This is a genomic window from Halorubrum sp. F4, from assembly GCF_027257195.1.
Classification (GTDB): domain Archaea; phylum Halobacteriota; class Halobacteria; order Halobacteriales; family Haloferacaceae; genus Halorubrum.
On sequence record NZ_JAPDFS010000002.1, the window covers coordinates 239979 to 254902 of the forward strand.

General features: G+C 70.5%; 16 protein-coding genes and 2 tRNA genes. 12 read left to right on the forward strand and 6 right to left on the reverse strand.

The genetic code is table 11. From position 1 onward, the window contains the following. Positions 1-10: 10 nt before the first annotated feature. The 3 genes from OKW78_RS05950 to OKW78_RS05960 form a co-directional block, all read right to left on the reverse strand. Positions 11-84, reverse strand: a tRNA-Thr gene (locus OKW78_RS05950). 80 nt (positions 85-164) lie between these two features. Next, on the reverse strand, positions 165-707 hold the full coding sequence (locus tag OKW78_RS05955) for a GNAT family N-acetyltransferase (RefSeq protein WP_281194295.1): 543 nt from the start codon (positions 705-707) through the stop codon (positions 165-167). A gap of 43 nt (positions 708-750) precedes the next feature. After that, complete coding sequence (locus OKW78_RS05960; RefSeq protein ID WP_281194296.1) at positions 751-1368, reverse strand: CBS domain-containing protein; 618 nt, start codon at positions 1366-1368, stop codon at positions 751-753. A 174-nt stretch (positions 1369-1542) separates the two neighbouring features. On the opposite strand from OKW78_RS05960, the gene udk reads away from it, so the two are divergent. Next, entirely contained in the window at positions 1543-2241 is a 699-nt protein-coding gene (gene udk / locus OKW78_RS05965) for a uridine kinase (protein ID WP_281194297.1), read from the forward strand. 63 nt (positions 2242-2304) lie between these two features. Here udk and OKW78_RS05970 read toward each other — a convergent pair whose 3' ends face one another. Continuing rightward, positions 2305-2718, reverse strand: coding sequence for an Lrp/AsnC family transcriptional regulator (locus OKW78_RS05970; RefSeq protein WP_122104424.1), 414 nt, complete (start codon positions 2716-2718; stop codon positions 2305-2307). Positions 2719-2996: 278 nt separating this feature from the next. On the opposite strand from OKW78_RS05970, the gene carA reads away from it, so the two are divergent. Further along, the gene (carA, locus tag OKW78_RS05975) at positions 2997-4058 is read left to right on the forward strand and encodes a glutamine-hydrolyzing carbamoyl-phosphate synthase small subunit (RefSeq protein WP_281194298.1); all 1062 of its coding nucleotides are present in this window, start codon (positions 2997-2999) and stop codon (positions 4056-4058) included. 202 nt (positions 4059-4260) lie between these two features. Then, the gene (gene surE / locus OKW78_RS05980) at positions 4261-5178 is read left to right on the forward strand and encodes a 5'/3'-nucleotidase SurE (protein WP_281194299.1); all 918 of its coding nucleotides are present in this window, start codon (positions 4261-4263) and stop codon (positions 5176-5178) included. Positions 5179-5195: 17 nt separating this feature from the next. Here surE and OKW78_RS05985 read toward each other — a convergent pair whose 3' ends face one another. Beyond that, positions 5196-5426, reverse strand: coding sequence for a hypothetical protein (locus tag OKW78_RS05985; protein ID WP_281194300.1), 231 nt, complete (start codon positions 5424-5426; stop codon positions 5196-5198). Positions 5427-5867: 441 nt separating this feature from the next. Here OKW78_RS05985 and OKW78_RS05990 point away from each other — a divergent pair, with 441 nt between their 5' ends. From OKW78_RS05990 to OKW78_RS06010, 5 genes are all read left to right on the forward strand, one after another. Then, on the forward strand, positions 5868-7640 hold the full coding sequence (locus OKW78_RS05990) for a glutamate--tRNA ligase (protein ID WP_281194301.1): 1773 nt from the start codon (positions 5868-5870) through the stop codon (positions 7638-7640). Between the two features lie 121 nt (positions 7641-7761). Further along, positions 7762-8091, forward strand: a complete 330-nt coding sequence (locus OKW78_RS05995; RefSeq protein ID WP_122104429.1) for a ferredoxin family protein — start codon at positions 7762-7764, stop codon at positions 8089-8091. 91 nt (positions 8092-8182) lie between these two features. After that, a complete protein-coding gene (glmM, locus tag OKW78_RS06000; protein ID WP_281194302.1) occupies positions 8183-9568 on the forward strand; it encodes a phosphoglucosamine mutase in 1386 nt (461 codons plus the stop codon). 94 nt (positions 9569-9662) lie between these two features. Beyond that, positions 9663-10847 (forward strand): bifunctional sugar-1-phosphate nucleotidylyltransferase/acetyltransferase, encoded by a 1185-nt coding sequence (gene glmU / locus OKW78_RS06005; RefSeq protein WP_281194303.1) that lies wholly within the window; start codon positions 9663-9665, stop codon positions 10845-10847. Positions 10848-10869: 22 nt separating this feature from the next. Next, positions 10870-11364 (forward strand): metal-dependent hydrolase, encoded by a 495-nt coding sequence (locus OKW78_RS06010; protein WP_281194304.1) that lies wholly within the window; start codon positions 10870-10872, stop codon positions 11362-11364. A gap of 61 nt (positions 11365-11425) precedes the next feature. On the opposite strand, the gene OKW78_RS06015 is transcribed toward OKW78_RS06010, so the two are convergent. Then, a tRNA-Val gene (locus OKW78_RS06015) sits at positions 11426-11500 on the reverse strand. Positions 11501-11661: 161 nt separating this feature from the next. Between OKW78_RS06015 and OKW78_RS06020 the strand changes: the two genes are divergently transcribed. From OKW78_RS06020 to OKW78_RS06035, 4 genes are all read left to right on the forward strand, one after another. After that, positions 11662-12783, forward strand: a complete 1122-nt coding sequence (locus tag OKW78_RS06020) for a Xaa-Pro peptidase family protein (RefSeq protein WP_281194305.1) — start codon at positions 11662-11664, stop codon at positions 12781-12783. Positions 12784-12898: 115 nt separating this feature from the next. Then, on the forward strand, positions 12899-13777 hold the full coding sequence (locus tag OKW78_RS06025) for a hypothetical protein (RefSeq protein WP_281194306.1): 879 nt from the start codon (positions 12899-12901) through the stop codon (positions 13775-13777). Between the two features lie 72 nt (positions 13778-13849). Then, positions 13850-14248, forward strand: a complete 399-nt coding sequence (locus OKW78_RS06030) for a DUF5778 family protein (RefSeq protein ID WP_281194307.1) — start codon at positions 13850-13852, stop codon at positions 14246-14248. A 13-nt stretch (positions 14249-14261) separates the two neighbouring features. Then, entirely contained in the window at positions 14262-14909 is a 648-nt protein-coding gene (locus tag OKW78_RS06035) for an alpha/beta hydrolase (protein ID WP_281194308.1), read from the forward strand. Positions 14910-14924 lie beyond the last annotated feature (15 nt).

Below are 14924 nucleotides of genomic sequence, written 5' to 3' on the forward strand. Positions count from 1 at the left end.
AAGAAGCGGAAGCCAGGGCAGGGATTTGAACCCCGGAAGTCTCGATTACAAGTCGAGTGCATGAACCGCCCATGCTCCCCTGGCGCAGGCGTGAGTTCTCGACCCTCGTATGAGTGCGTGTCGCTTTCGGCGAACCTATCGGGGCGAGCGAGTCCCGGTCCGACTCACTCTCCGTCGTCGATCTCCTTGCGGAGTTCGACCCGGTGAAGACCGTATCCGCGGTCGGCGTAAAACGACCGCGCCCGCTCGTTGTCCGCGAGCGCCTCCAACGTGACCGCGTCCGCGCCAGCCTCGGCGAGTTCCCGCTCGGCCGCCGCGAGCAGCGCCGACCCGATCCCCTCGCCGCGCCGCTCCGGCGACACGAAGAGGTTGCTCACGAGGCCGCGCGTTCGGTCGCGCTCGTATCCCTCGCGCTCGATCGAGAACGCCACGAAGCCGACGATCGGTTCCGCCCCGTCCCCCTCGCCGCCCGTTTCGTCGCTCACGTCGCCCGTTTCGTCGCTCACGTCACCGTCCCGTGCCACGAGCAGCTCGCCGGTGACGACGCTCCGGGCGACCCACTCTCTGACCGCGTTGCGGTTCGCCGACGCGAGCAGCGTCGATCCGTGTCGCCGCTGGTCGCGGGCGAGTTCCAGCCACAGGTTCGTGACGGCGTCGACGTCGTCGACGGTGGCCGCGGTGACTCGTGGACCCTCGGGTTCGGACACGCGTTCCAGTTCGTGGCGGTCGGTGTTGAGCCTGCCGGCCGACTCAGACCTCCCGACAGTTCGGACAGATCGCCTGTCCGTTCGCGTCCGCGAGCTCCGGGGCGAGCGTGCCACACACCTCACAGACGCCCTGCGTCGGGGACCCGGCGGCGTCCGTCGAGGACGCGGTCCGTGCTCGGTCGGATCCCCGCGCCGCGTCGGCGGTCCCCGACCGGGTCGTCTCGAGGCGGGTTCCGTTCCGCGCGTCGGCGTCGATCGCCGGCTCGTCGGCGGTGTCCTCCTCCCGCGTCGCGCCCGCGGCGAGCGAGTCGCGCGCGGTGACGACCCCGACCGCCTCACCGTCGGCGGCGACGACGACGCGGTCGACTCCCTCGGCGACCAGCCGCTCCTCGACGGCCCGAAGCCCGTCGTCGGGCGCGACGGTGGGGAGCGGCGGCCGCATCACCGATCCCACGGTCGCGTCGTCGACGTCGCCCTCGAGGACGGCCGCGAGCGCGTCCCGTGCGGCGAGCCGGCCGACGGCCTCCCCGCCACGGAGGACGACCAGACAGTCGGTTTCCTCCTCGACCAGCAGCGCGGCCGCGTCCGCGAGCGGGTCCGACTCGCTGACCCCGAGGAACTCCCGGTGCATCACGTCGCGAACCGTGGTGTCTATGCGCATACTCGCGGATCGGCGGCGAACGGCTAAAAACTGCCCCCGGTACCGTTATCACGCCTCCGGGCGTAGAACCCGGTTCGGTGGACGATCCGCGAAACGCGCGATACGGACCGTCGTTCGATACGAAACGCGGAGCCGAAAGGGAGCCTTGAAACGCCCCGGCGTCGGAACGCGGATATGACCATACCCTCGTTCGTGATCGGGATCGCGGGGGGGACCGGCGCGGGGAAGACGACGGTCTCCCGGCTCGTCACACAGAACCTCGGCGACGACGTCACGCGGATCCCGCTCGACAACTACTACGAGGACCGTTCGGAACTCTCCTTCGAGGAGCGTCGGGAAGTCAACTACGACCATCCCTCCGCCTTCGAGTGGGAGCTCCTCCGCGCGCACCTCGAGACGCTGTTGGAGGGCCGACCCGTCGAGATGCCCCAGTACGACTTCGAGGTACACAACCGGAAGGACGAACGCGTGACCGTCGAGCCGACCGACGTCATCGTGCTCGAGGGAATCCTCGCGCTTCACGACGAGGACATAAACGGGATGATGGACCTCCGGTTGTACGTCGAGACCGACGCCGACGTGCGGATCCTCCGGCGGATCCGCCGCGACGTGCTCGATCGGGGCCGCGACCTGGAGGGAGTGATCGACCAGTACCTCTCGACGGTGAAACCGATGCACGAGCGGTTCATCGAGCCGACGAAGGGCCACGCCGACCTGATCATCCCGGAGGGAGCGAACAGCGTGGCGGTCAACCTCATCGAGGAGAAGCTTCACGCCGAGATCGAGGGGAACGCCGTGCGCAACTGGGAACGCGGGAGCCTGGAGCGCGAGCTCGCCGAGAAGCGCTCGCCGGACCTCGACGCCGAGGAATGAGAGACGGCGGGTCGGCGTCCGTCTTCACCCGGACGGCTCGTCCACCGAGCCGCTCGTCCACGGTCACCCGAGCCGCTCGTCCAGGATCAGTCGCGTCTTCGTGGACTTGACGTCGTCGAGCTCGCGCGCCTGCGTGATGAGTTCGTTGACGGCGCGGGTGTCCACCGCGTCGACGACGAGAACGATGTCGTCCTCGCCGGAGACCTGCCAGACGAAGTCGACCTCCTCCCACTCCATCATGCGCTCGCCGACCGCCGCGGTGTCGACGTTCATCTCCACGGAGATCTCGATCATCGCCTTCACGTTGCCGGTTCGGGTGGTCACCGTGAACCGCTCGATGACCCCCTCCTCGGTCATTCGGTCGACACGGTTTCGGACCGTCCCCTCGGAGGTACCGACCCGGTCCGCGATCTCGGTGTAGGGGGTTCGCGCGTCCCGTCGCAGGATCGAGAGGATCCGGCGGTCGAGGTCGTCCATACGGCGCGAAGGAGCGGCGACGACTTACGGCTTACGAACATCGTAACACCCCTTCGAACTCCATAGAGAACTACCGGTGAGAGTGCGATGTTCGTAGCAACCTTCGTAGCCATCCACGCAGTCGTTGCCCCCGACGTGGACGGACGGATCGCACGGTGATTCCCGGCGTTGGACCGGCCCGTCCGGACGACGACCGTTCGGGCCGCCCGCTTGTTACGAATTTCGCAACTCACCTTCGAACGACGCATTTAATATGGTTCATCCGTACGTATCTCGTAATGTCGGACGCCTACATCGCGCTGGCCGACGGACGCGTGCTCGAAGCGCGCACCCGTGCGCCGGGGCGGACACGTGGTGAACTCGTGTTCACGACCGCGTACACCGGCTACGAGGAATCGCTGACCGATCCCTCCTACGCCGAGCAAGTGCTGACCTTCTCGTATCCCCTGATCGGGAACTACGGCGTCCGATCCGAGCGGTTCGAGTCCGACTCCGTCCAGCCGCGCGCGGCGATCGCCCGCGAGATGACCGACGACGTCGCCGAGTGGCTCGAAGGCGAGGGCGTCCCGGCGATCGACCACCTCGACACCCGCGAGATCGTCACCACCGTCCGCGAGGAGGGCGCGATGGCCTGCGGTATCGCCGCCGGCGAGGACGCGACTCCCGAGGACGCGATGGCCGAGATGGAGGCCTGCGAGCCGATGAGCGCGCACGTCGACATCGGCGCGCAGGTGTCCGTCGCGGAGCCGACCGTCCACGAGGGCGGCGACGAGGCGACGGTCGCGCTGCTCGACTGCGGCGCGAAGGGATCCATCATCTCCTCGCTCACCGAGCGCGGCGCGGACGTCCACGTCCTCCCGTACGACGCGACTCCCGAGGACGTGGCGGCGGTCGAACCCGACGTGCTGTTCGTCTCGAACGGCCCGGGCGACCCGGAGAACTTCGTCGCGGCCCACGAGGTCGTCGACGCCTTCGCCGGCGACCTGCCGATGGCCGGGATCTGTCTCGGCCAGCAGGTGATCACCAGCGCGCTCGGCGGTTCGACCGCGAAGATGTCGTTCGGCCACCGCGGCGTCAACCAGCCGGTGAAGGACCTCCGGACCGACCGGGTCGTGATGACCACCCAGAACCACGGCTACACCGTCGACGACACCGGCCCGCTCGAGGTGACGCAGGTGAACGTCAACGACGACACCGTCGAGGGGCTCGACAGCGCGGAACTCGACGTTATCACCCGTCAGTATCACCCGGAGGCGAACCCCGGTCCGCACGACTCGCTCGGCTTCTTCGACGAGGTGCTCGAGCTGGCGGAGTCGCGCCAGCCGGTCGCCGCCGACTGAGCGGCCCGCCGGAACCGTCCTCGATTCCGGGGCGGTTCTCGACCACCGAGCTCCCCCGTTCTACCGCGCGGTTCCCGCGACCGGCCCTGACCCTTTGGAGTACCAGTCCTCCACCGACGCTCCCCTTTCCTCCCCGAGTTCCGTCCCGTTTCGCCCGCCCGCTTCCGGCGGCGTTTTCACCCGTGGCCTCCCAGGGACGTCCATGACACGCGAGGTCCTCCTCACCAACGACGACGGGATCGACGCGGCCGGGATCCGGGCGCTCTCGGAGGCGCTCTCCGCGGAGTACGACGTGACCGTCGTCGCGCCGGCGACGAACCAGTCGGGCGTCGGCGGGAACCGTTCGTGGTGGGAGACCACCGTCGAGTACACCGAGCGCGACCTCGGATACGCCGTCGAGGGGACCCCCGCCGACTGCGTCGCCGTCGCGGAAGTCGCACTCGAGTTGGAGCCGGACGTCGTCGTCTCCGGCTGTAACCACGGGCCGAACATCGGCGCGCACGTCCTCGGCCAGTCGGGGACGGTCGGCGCGGCCATGGAGGCGGCGTTCCTCGGAACGCCCGCGATCGCGGTCTCGCTGTACGACCGCGGGAATCTCCCGATCCCGCCGACGGTGAGCCACGACGACTTCGCGCTCGCGGGACGGGTGGCGACCGACCTCGTCGCTCGCATCGACGACGACGGACGGCTCCCCTTCGGCGCGGACGTGCTCAACGTCAACGTCCCCGCCGCGGACGACGAGGCCGCCGCCGACCCGACCTACCGGGTGACCGAACCCGCTCGCGGCTTCGACGTGATCGAGTTCCACCCCGGAACCGACGCAGCGGGCGACGGGGGAGAAGCCGGGAGCGGGGCGGCGGACGGCGACGCCTCGGGGTTCGGCGAGCGTCGCGGCGAGATGGGAATGGAGCTGCGCGACCGCTTCTGGCGGGAGTTTCTCCGGGGCGACGTGGCCGACGACCCCGGGTCGGACCGGCGCGCGACGGTCGAGGGCGAGGTGAGCGTCTCGCCGCTGTCGTCGTCGCGATCGATCGCCGGCGACCGGGTCGGCGAGACGTTCGACGTAACGGGTGAAACGATCGACGTCACCGGCGAGACGGTCGACCTCGCCGGCGAGTAGGCCTCAGTAGGCCTCGACTACCGGGGCCGACGGGAGCCGTCGGTGAACTCCGAGGCGAGCCTGCTCAGGTACCAGACGAGGAGCAGTCCGAGGAGGAACCCGCCGCCGGTCGCGACGGCCAGTTGGACGGCGGTCGGGTCGCCGAGGAGGGTGATGAGCGGCGGCGAGACGGTCACCAGCAACAGGAACCCGAGTTTCACCTTTCGGTTTCCCGCGTCGCGCTCCTCCCGCGACATCGGCTCTACCATCCCGCACCTCCGGGCCGCAGGGACCCCGATCCGGACCATCGCGTCTCCATGTCCGGTCCACGGCCCGGGCGGCTATCAACCCCGTGGACCGAGTCGTCTCGCGCGGTCCGGCTCGACCGAATCCTCTCGCTCGGCCCGTCTCGGTCGAATCGCCTCGATCGCGAACTGATCTACGCCAAACGACGCCGTTGGCTTATAAACGTCTCGACCGTTCACGCGGTATGCGGCGGTTATCGGTGTGAACGGTCTCGACGGTTTATCCCTGTACGCCTCCGATGTTCGGACGCCCCTACCCGCGGCCCCGACGGCGGGACGGGAGCGGACGGATCGACGACGTCTGAGCGGACAGATCGACGACGTCTCGCCGACTCGATCCGCGTCTCCCGCCGTGACGCCGACGGTTTCGCGGCGTTTTTGAGTCGACCCCGACAACCCGGAGGTATGGACGACGAACTCCGCGAGCGGGTCGAGGCGGCCGGCGAGACGGCCGCCCTCTTCAATGCGCTCAAACACGACAGCGACCCCGACGTGGGCGCGATCATGGGCCCGCTGATGGGCGAGAATCCCGAGTTCCGCCCCCACGGCGACGAGATCCCCGGCGTGCTCGCCCCGATCGTGAGCGAGGTCGGCCGGATGGACGAGGCCGAGCGTCGGGAGCGACTCGAGGAGCTCGCGCCGGACCGGCTCGCGGAGCTGGAGGCCGACGACGAGGAGGACGAACACGTCCTCCCCGACCTGCCGAACGCGGAGGCGGGCGAGGTCGTGATGCGCGCCGCGCCGAACCCCAACGGCCCCTGGCACATCGGCCACGCTCGCATGCCCGCGGTCATCGGGACGTACAAGGAGCGGTACGACGGCGAGTTCATCTGCCGGTTCGACGACACCGACCCCGAGACGAAACGGCCCGACCTCGACGCCTACGACGCCATTCTCTCGGACATCGAGTACCTCGGCTTCGAGGCGGACCGCGTCCTTCGAGCCTCGGACCGGCTCGAGACCTACTACGAGCACGCCCGCGAGCTGATCGAGCGCGGCGGGGCCTACACCTGCTCGTGTTCCGGCGAGGCGTTCTCGGCGTTGAAGAACGACGGCGAAGCCTGCCCGCACCGCGAGAAGGACGAGGAAACCGTCCGAGAGGAGTTCGAGTCGATGGTCGACGGCGAGTACGACGCCGGCGAGATGGTCCTCCGTGTACGGACCGATATCGGACACAAGAACCCGGCGCTGCGCGACTGGGTCGCGTTCCGGATGATCGACACGCCACACCCCCGCGAGGCGGCCGCCGACTACCGCTGTTGGCCCATGCTCGACTTCCAGTCGGGCGTCGACGACCACCTCACCGGCGTCACCCACATCATCCGCGGCATCGACCTCCAGGACTCCGCGAAGCGCCAGCGCTTCGTCTACGACTACTTCGGCTGGAAGTACCCGGAGGTGCTCCACTGGGGTCACGTCCAGCTCGACGAGTACGACGTGAGCCTCTCGACGTCGACGATCAAGGAGCTCATCGAGGCGGGGGAGCTGACGGGGTGGGACGACCCGCGCGCGCCGACGATCAAGTCGGTCCGGCGGCGCGGCATTCGGGGCGAGGCGCTCGTCGAGTCGATGACCGACCTCGGGATGTCGACCTCCGACGTCGACCTCGCGATGTCGTCGGTGTACGCGAACAACCGCGACCTCGTCGACGACGGGGCGGACCGGTTCTTCCTCGTGCGCGACCGCGAGGACGACCCGGCCGTCGAGCTGCCGGTCGTCGACGGCGACGCGCCCGCGCCGGCCGCCGGCCGCCCCGCGCGACACCCGGAGCATCCCGACCGCGGCGACCGAACGATCCCCGCGGGACGGGTCCGCCTCGAGACCTCGGACCTCCCGCCGACCGGCGAGCGCGTCTGGCTGAAGGGGTACGGCTGCGTGCGCCACGCGGACGACGAGCTCGTCTACGTCGACGACGACATCGACGTGGTCCGCGACGGCGACGTCGACGTGGTCCACTGGGTCCCCGCGGCGGAGTCGCTCGAGACGCTCCTGCGGACCGTCGAGGGCGACGTACGCGGCTACGCCGAGCCCGGGATAGCCGACGCCGGGACCGACGCAGTCGTCCAGTTCGAGCGCGTCGGCTTCGCCCGACTCGACTCGTTCGACCCGGCGGGCACCGACGAACCCGACGGACCGACCGGCGAGGAGGACCTGGTCGCGTACTTCGCACATCCCTGACGCCCGCGGTGCCGGGAGTGGGCACGGTGTTGACGTTCCTCACGGCCCGCCGTCGGCACGGCGTTCCCGCGCGGTCCGCCGTCGCGGAGTTTAACTACCGACGCGCGAAACCCCCTACGAGATGGGCATCGACCCGAACTTCGAGCGGAACCTCGAGCGGACCGGCGAGGAGCACGACGTCGACGTGTGGGGACCGGTCGAGCCGCCCGAGAAGCTCGGGATCCGCGGGACCCACGTCGCCGTCGACTTCGACATCTGCCTCGCCGACGGCGCGTGTCTGGAGGACTGTCCCGTCGACGTCTTCGACTGGGTCGACACCCCCGATCACCCGGAATCCGAACGGAAGGCGAACCCGACCGACGAGGACCAGTGTATCGACTGCATGCTGTGCGTCGACGTCTGTCCCGTCGACGCGATCGACGTGGACCCCGGCCGCGAGAACCGGATCTGACGGCCACGTCCCCGGACGGTCCCTCGTTTCGTCAACCGCCACGGGTCCCGGTTCCCCGAGGTTACAAGGCTCCCGGCCGGAAGTGACGCGTATGTTCGGAACCAGCGGGATCCGCGGACGTGTCGGGAAGGAGGTCACGGCCGCCGTCGCGCTCGACGTGGGTCGCGCGGTGGGCACCGAGGCGGATCGGGTGATCGTGGGCCGTGACGCCAGGCGGTCGGGCGAGACGCTCCGCGACGCGTTGGTCGCGGGGCTCCGCGAGACCGGCGCGGACGTGGTCGACGTGGGACGCGCGGCGACCCCGACGGTCGCGCGGGCGATCGGTGACCGCTCCGCCGACGCCGGGGTCGTCGTGACCGCCTCGCACAACCCGGCCCCGGACAACGGGCTCAAGCTGTGGACCCCGTCGGGACAGGCGTATCCGCCGGCCCGTCAGGACGTCATCGAGCGGCGGATCCGGGAGGAGGCGTTCGACCTCGGCGACTGGGAGGAGCAGGGCGGATACGAGCGACGGAACGACGCGACGGACCGCCACCGCGACGCGCTGGTCGCGGCCGGCGAGCGCGCGGCCGAAACGGGGACGACGGAACTCGACGACTCGGGAGGGCTTCCGGCCGACGACCCCCTCGCCGACCTCTCGGTCGTCGTCGACGTGGGTAACGGAATGGGCGGAGTGACCGCCGACGCGCTCCACGAGCTGGGCGCGGACGTCGAGACGCTCAACGCGACCCCCGACGGTCGCTTTCCCGCCCGCCCGAGCGAGCCGACCGCGGGGAACTGCGAAACGCTCGTCGCCACGGTCGAGGCGATCGACGCCGACCTCGGGGTCGCCCACGACGGCGACGCCGACCGCATGATGGCCGTCACCGACGAGGGAGCGTTCGTTCCCGGCGATCTGCTCCTCGCCGTCTTCGGCCGGGCGGCGGCCGAGGAGGGCGATCGCGTCGCCGCGCCGGTCGACACGAGCCTCGCGGCCGCGGACGCGCTCGCGGCGGTCGGTGCCGAACTCGTCTACACGCGCGTCGGTGACGTGTACGTGGCCGAGCGCGCCGCGGACGCGGGGGTCGCCTTCGGCGGGGAGCCCTCCGGCGCGTGGATATTCCCCGAGGAGACGCTGTGTCCCGACGGGCCGCTGGCGGCGGTCCGGCTCGCCACGCTCGCGGCGTCGACGCCGCTCTCGGAGCGAGTCGCCGCGATGGACCGGTACCCGATCCGGCGTCGGTCGGTCGAGACGGAACACAAGACGGCGGCGATGGAACTGATCGAGGAGCGCGTGACGGACGAGTTCGACGAGGTCTCCACGCTCGACGGGGTGCGCGTCGACGCGGACGACGGCTGGTTCCTCCTCCGGGCATCCGGGACGGAGCCCCTGGTTCGGATCACGGCGGAGGCGCGGGAGGCCGACGCCGCGGACCGTCTGCTCGACCGCGCGAGCGGGATCGTCGACCGCGCGCTCGCGGACGCGGCCGGTCGGTGAGCGGATCGGCAGCCGCCGGTCCGTCCACCGGTCGGCCGACGGCCGCCGGACGACGCCGCAATACCTTTCCCGCCGTCGGCTGACGTGCGGGTATATGCAGACCGTCGTACTCGCGGCCGGCGAGGGAACGCGGATGCGTCCGCTGACCGCGAACACGCCGAAGCCGATGCTACCGGTCGCCGGAAAACCGCTCGTCGTCCGGTGTCTGGAGGACGCGATCGCCGCCGGCGCGAGCCGCATCGTCGTCGTCGTGGGGTACGAGGCGGACGTGGTCCGAACCGCCCTCGACGAGCGCGACTGGCCGGTACCCGTCGTGACCGTCACGCAGGCCGAACAACTCGGGACCGCGGACGCCGTCCGCACCGCCCGAAGCGAGCTCAGCGAGGACCCCTTCGTCGTGTTGAACGGGGACGCGCTCTACGACCGCGAGTCGTTGGCGGCGCTGTACGAGGCGGACGCCGCGGTCGGCTCCTATCGGGTCGAGAACCCCTCGTCGTACGGGGTGTTGCGCGTCGCCGACGGTCGGGTCGAGGGCGTCGTCGAGAAGCCCGCGGACCCGCCCTCGAACCTCGTGAACACGGGCGGGTACGTCTTCCCCGCCGAGGCGCTCGCGTGGCTCGACGTCGACGAGAGCGAGCGCGGCGAACTGGAGCTCACGGACGTGCTCCAGCGGGCCTGTGAGACGACCGACGTGCGGTCGGTTCCCTTCGATCGCTGGCTCGATGTGGGCCGGCCGTGGGAGTTGCTCGCGGCCAACGAGTGGAAGCTCGCGGAGCTCGATCGCGAGGTCGCAGGCGACGTCAGCGACGACGCGGAGCTCCGGGGGGACGTCGTCGTCGAGGCGGGCGCGACCGTCGAGCCCGGCGTCGTGATCGAGGGGCCGGCGCTCGTCGGGGCCGGCAGCCACGTCGGCCCGAACGCGTACGTCCGCGGCGCGACGTACCTCGGACCGGACGTGCGAGTCGGCCACGGCGTCGAGATCAAGAACAGCGTCGTGATGGCCGACTCGGCGGTGCCACACCTCACGTACCTCGGCGACAGCGTGCTCGGCGAGGACGTCAACCTCGGCGCGGGCACGACCGTCGCGAACCTCAGACACGACGGGGAGCCGGTCGAGCTCACGGTGAAGGGCGAGCGGGTGAGCACGGGCCGTCGGAAGTTCGGGATCGTCTGCGGCGACGGCGTCAGGACCGGGATCAACTGTACGATCAACGTCGGGATCGTCCTCTCCTCGGGCGCGACCGTCGCGCCGGGCGAGACGGTCCTGCGGGACCGGTGAGGAGACGGGAGGGAACGCCGCCATGTACCGGAACGGCCACGTCGGGGCCGCGCTCGCCGCGTACTCGCCGGTCGGGTTCACGCTCGCCGCGCTCCCCGGGATCGAACTCGCGGCGGTCGCAGGCGCAGTCGTCGTCTCGACGGCGATGCTCCCCGACCTCGACACCCGCGTCCCGTTCGTGACACACCGCGGGATCACCCACACCGTCTGGTTCGCGCTCGCTCTCGGGGCCCTCTTCGCGCTCGTCGGCGGTGCGGTCGGATTCGGGGCGGGGGTCCTCCGGGCGATCGCGTTCGGCGCGCTCGGATTCGTGCTCGGGGCAGGAACGGTCGTCTCACACCTCCTCGCGGACGTTATCACGCCGATGGGGATCCGGCCGTACGCGCCAGTCAGGGGCGACCACTACACTCTCGACGTCGTGCGGGCGGCGAACCCGATCGCGAACTACGTCCTGCTCGCGTCGGGCGGGACGGTCGCCGGCGTCGCGGTGCTCGCCGGGACGGTCGTCGGCGGGTGACCGGGTCGGTTTCGACGACCTCCGCGTCACCGTCGCTCGTCGTCCGAGCCTCGTGAGAAAGTGGGTTGGGGCAGATTTGAACTGCCGGCCTCCTCCATGTCAAGGAGGTGTCATAACCGGACTAGACTACCAACCCGCCGGGGCTTACTGACGCATCTCGTCGTATCCGGGGGACGTAATTGAACCTTTCGTTTCGGGGGCCCGCGAGACGATCACGGGTTCGGATCGGCGACGTCGTGGTGGCGTACCGTCGACGGCTTTCGACCGGTTTTACTGCGTCGGCGCGAGCCGTTTCGTATGGTCGATCTCTCCGCTCGTGTGGACCGGTTGGACGAGTACCTCGACGCCCGCGGGCTCGAGGCCGTGTGGTTCGCCGAGCCCAACGGCTTCGCGTGGCTCACCGGCGGCGACAACGTCGTCGACGCGGACGCTTCACTGGGGATCGCCGCCGCCGGCTACGACGGCGAGTTTCGCGCCGTCACGGACAGCATCGAGGCCCGCCGGCTCGCCGACGAGCAACTGCCGGAGGCGTTCACGGTCGAGTCGTTCCCGTGGTACGCGACGTCGCTCGCGGAGGCGGTCGCCGACCGCTCCCCGCTGCCCGCCGCCGCCGACTTCGACGCGCCGGAGTTCGATCCGGTCGAGGCGAGCCGACTCCGACAGCCGCTCACCGACGAGGACGTCGAGCGCTACCGCGAGTTGGGCCGTGAGGCGGCGGCCGCCCTCGAGACGGTCTGTCGAAACCTCGAGCCGGAGGACCCCGAGTACGAGGTGGCCGCCGGGATCGACATCTCGCTCGCCTCGCGGGACGTGAACACGCCGGTGGTCCTCGTCGGCGGCGCGGAGCGCGCGAAGTCCTACCGCCACTTCGTCCCCACCGACGCGACCCTCGGCGAGTACGCGCTCGTCTCGATCACCGCCGAACGCGGGGGACTGTACGCCTCGCTCACGCGGACGGTCGCGTTCGACCCGCCGGACTGGCTCGAGCGACGCCACCGTGCGGCCGCCCGCGTCGAGGCCACGGCGCTCGCCGCGACCCGAGCGGCCGCCGCCGGCGACCTCGGGGAAGGCGAGGGTCCGGGGACCGCCGGCGACGTCTTCGAGGCGATCAGCGAGGCGTACGACGCGGTGGGGTTCGAGGACGAGTGGAAGCACCACCACCAGGGCGGGGCGGCGGGCTACGCGGGGCGGGAGTGGATCGCGCGCCCCGACGGCGACGAGCCCGTGGTCGAGCCGATGGGGTACGCCTGGAACCCGACCGTGGCCGGCGCGAAGAGCGAGGACACGTACCTCGTCGACGGCGACCGCCACGAGCTGCTCACGAAGACCGGCCAGTGGCCCACACACGAGGTCGACTCCGTCGCCGTCGACGGCGTTCCGACGGAGACGTTCGAGCGGCACGCGCCGACGGTCCGCTGAACTCCGGCCTCGACGATCGTTCCTCCTCACGTCACCGCACGCCCCGCTTCGTGTGGGCGACGCCGCGATCCGCGTGGGGGGAAGTTTCATGCTGATGGAACCCGATCCGTCTCCCATGTCGGACGACCCGTATCGCGGTCCTCGATCGGCGCTCGAGGCTGCGGCCGAAAGGCGGGGTATCGACGACCCGAACCCGAACGGGGGACCACGGGTCGCGCGAGTCCCGAACTCACACGTCCACGACACCTTCGAGGTGGGGGGACTCGAGACGAAACGCGACGAGTCGCTCCTGGAGGCGATCCTCGCGGACCGGGACGGAGTCAGCGCCGCCTCGGCGACCCAGCGAAACGGGACCGTCGGCGTCCATCACGACCCGTCCGTCTCGCGGGACGACCTTCGGGGCGAACTGGAGTCGCACGGCCTCGCGGTCGCTCCCGGGGACGAGGCGTTCGCGAGCCGGCGGGCCTCGCAGTTCGCCTCCGCCCGCGTCGCCGTCGCGGTGCTGTTCGGGCTCATGGTCGCGACGCCGTACGTCGCGGTGTTGTACCCCACCCGCCTCGAGTGGCTGTTCTACGACCCCGTCACCGTCGAGTACCTCCGGTCGATCCTCGACTCGCGGGTGGCGACGCACTTCTTCGTCAACCTCGCCACGCTGTCGGGCGTCGCGTTCCTCGTCGCCTGCGGACCGACGATCCGCCGGGCGGTCGCCGCGGCGACCGAGGGTCGGATCACCCGAGAACTCGCGTTCGTCGGCGGCGTCTGTGCCGTCTTCGGGTACAGCACTCTCGCGGCGTTCACCGGCTTCGGCGGCGCGGTCCACTACGACCTCGTCGCCTACGCGGTCGCCGGCGTCACCGTCTGGACCCACTTCGCGACGGAGGAGGCGTCCGTCGAGCAGCGTGCGACCGAATCGGACGCCGTCGTGAGCGGCCGGGAGTCCGAGGCGGACGCCGACGTCGACGACCGCGTCGCGCTGACCGACGGCGGGCGGTAGGCCGGGCGGTTCGGTTCCGACGCTCTCCCGCGCAATCGCCACGCGTTTATCGCTGGAATCGAACGATCGGACATGAAGGAGACCCTGGAGTCGGACCTCTACCAGCGGACGAAGGCGCTCTTAGAGCCCGGCGACATCGAACTCGCCGGCTGTATCGTTCACACGGATCTGGCCGGCCAGGAGGACCTCGAGATGCACGAGCTCACCGTCGACGCCAACGAGGTCATCGCCGACCACGCCGGGAAGGGCGAGACGTACATCGAGGCGGGCAACGACGACACCGACTTCTCGTCGAACCAGTTCCAGGGACGCACTCTCGAGGACGAGGCGTTCGTCTGGGAGTGTCAACAGCTCCTGCGCGACGGGACCTTCGACGTGGTGTTCTACTACGAGGCCGACGTCGACCAGGCGGCGCTCGCGGCCGATCTCGCCGACCTCGACGGCGTCGACCGCGTGACGCAGGTCCCGTGAGGACGCGATCGCCGTGAGCGACACGGTCCTGATTCCCGGCGGCCGCGACGTGCGCGCGACGCTCGATACCGCCGGCAGCGACGGCTCCGCCGCGGCCGGCACGGCCGACGCGACCGTCGACGCCGTCGTGGTCGCGTGTCCGCCACACCCACGCCACGGCGGCCACCGCGGCGACGGGCGGCTGACCGCGGTCTCCGACGCCCTGACCGCCCGCGGGATCGACTGCCTCCGGTTCGACTACGGCGAGTACGACGAGGGGTACGGTGAGTGTACTGACGCCGACAACGCCGTCGGCTGGGCGCTCGATCGGTACGAGCGGGTCGGACTGTTCGGCTACTCGTTCGGCGGCACCGTCGCGCTCGTCACGGCCGGTTCGCGGCCGGAGCTCGCCGGCGTCTGCGCGCTCGCGCCCACCGCGCGGCTGAACCCCGATGTCGACGCGGTCGCCGCCCTCGACGACCTCGCGACGCGCGGGGCGCCCGTCCGCGTCGTGTACGCGACTCGCGACTCGACCGCCGACTGGGAGCCCGTCGTCGAGCGGGCGGAAGAACTGGGCGTCGAGACGGTTGAGTTCGAGTCGGACCACTTCTTCGTCGGCCGTACCGACGACGTCGCCGGCGCGGTCGCCGACTTCCTCGCGCCGCGGCTCCGCGCGGAGTGACCGTCGACGCCGCGA

Bases quoted from the DNA above. Each gene is read 5' to 3' on its own strand.
- OKW78_RS05960 (WP_281194296.1), bottom strand. From the start codon at position 1,368: ATGCGCATAGACACCACGGTTCGCGACGTGATGCACCGGGAGTTCCTC.
- udk (WP_281194297.1), top strand. From the start codon at position 1,543: ATGACCATACCCTCGTTCGTGATCGGGATCGCGGGGGGGACCGGCGCG.
- OKW78_RS05970 (WP_122104424.1), bottom strand. From the start codon at position 2,718: ATGGACGACCTCGACCGCCGGATCCTCTCGATCCTGCGACGGGACGCG.
- carA (WP_281194298.1), top strand. From the start codon at position 2,997: ATGTCGGACGCCTACATCGCGCTGGCCGACGGACGCGTGCTCGAAGCG.
- surE (WP_281194299.1), top strand. From the start codon at position 4,261: ATGACACGCGAGGTCCTCCTCACCAACGACGACGGGATCGACGCGGCC.
- OKW78_RS05985 (WP_281194300.1), bottom strand. From the start codon at position 5,426: ATGGTAGAGCCGATGTCGCGGGAGGAGCGCGACGCGGGAAACCGAAAG.
- OKW78_RS05990 (WP_281194301.1), top strand. From the start codon at position 5,868: ATGGACGACGAACTCCGCGAGCGGGTCGAGGCGGCCGGCGAGACGGCC.
- OKW78_RS05995 (WP_122104429.1), top strand. From the start codon at position 7,762: ATGGGCATCGACCCGAACTTCGAGCGGAACCTCGAGCGGACCGGCGAG.
- glmM (WP_281194302.1), top strand. From the start codon at position 8,183: ATGTTCGGAACCAGCGGGATCCGCGGACGTGTCGGGAAGGAGGTCACG.
- glmU (WP_281194303.1), top strand. From the start codon at position 9,663: ATGCAGACCGTCGTACTCGCGGCCGGCGAGGGAACGCGGATGCGTCCG.
- OKW78_RS06010 (WP_281194304.1), top strand. From the start codon at position 10,870: ATGTACCGGAACGGCCACGTCGGGGCCGCGCTCGCCGCGTACTCGCCG.
- OKW78_RS06020 (WP_281194305.1), top strand. From the start codon at position 11,662: ATGGTCGATCTCTCCGCTCGTGTGGACCGGTTGGACGAGTACCTCGAC.
- OKW78_RS06025 (WP_281194306.1), top strand. From the start codon at position 12,899: ATGTCGGACGACCCGTATCGCGGTCCTCGATCGGCGCTCGAGGCTGCG.
- OKW78_RS06030 (WP_281194307.1), top strand. From the start codon at position 13,850: ATGAAGGAGACCCTGGAGTCGGACCTCTACCAGCGGACGAAGGCGCTC.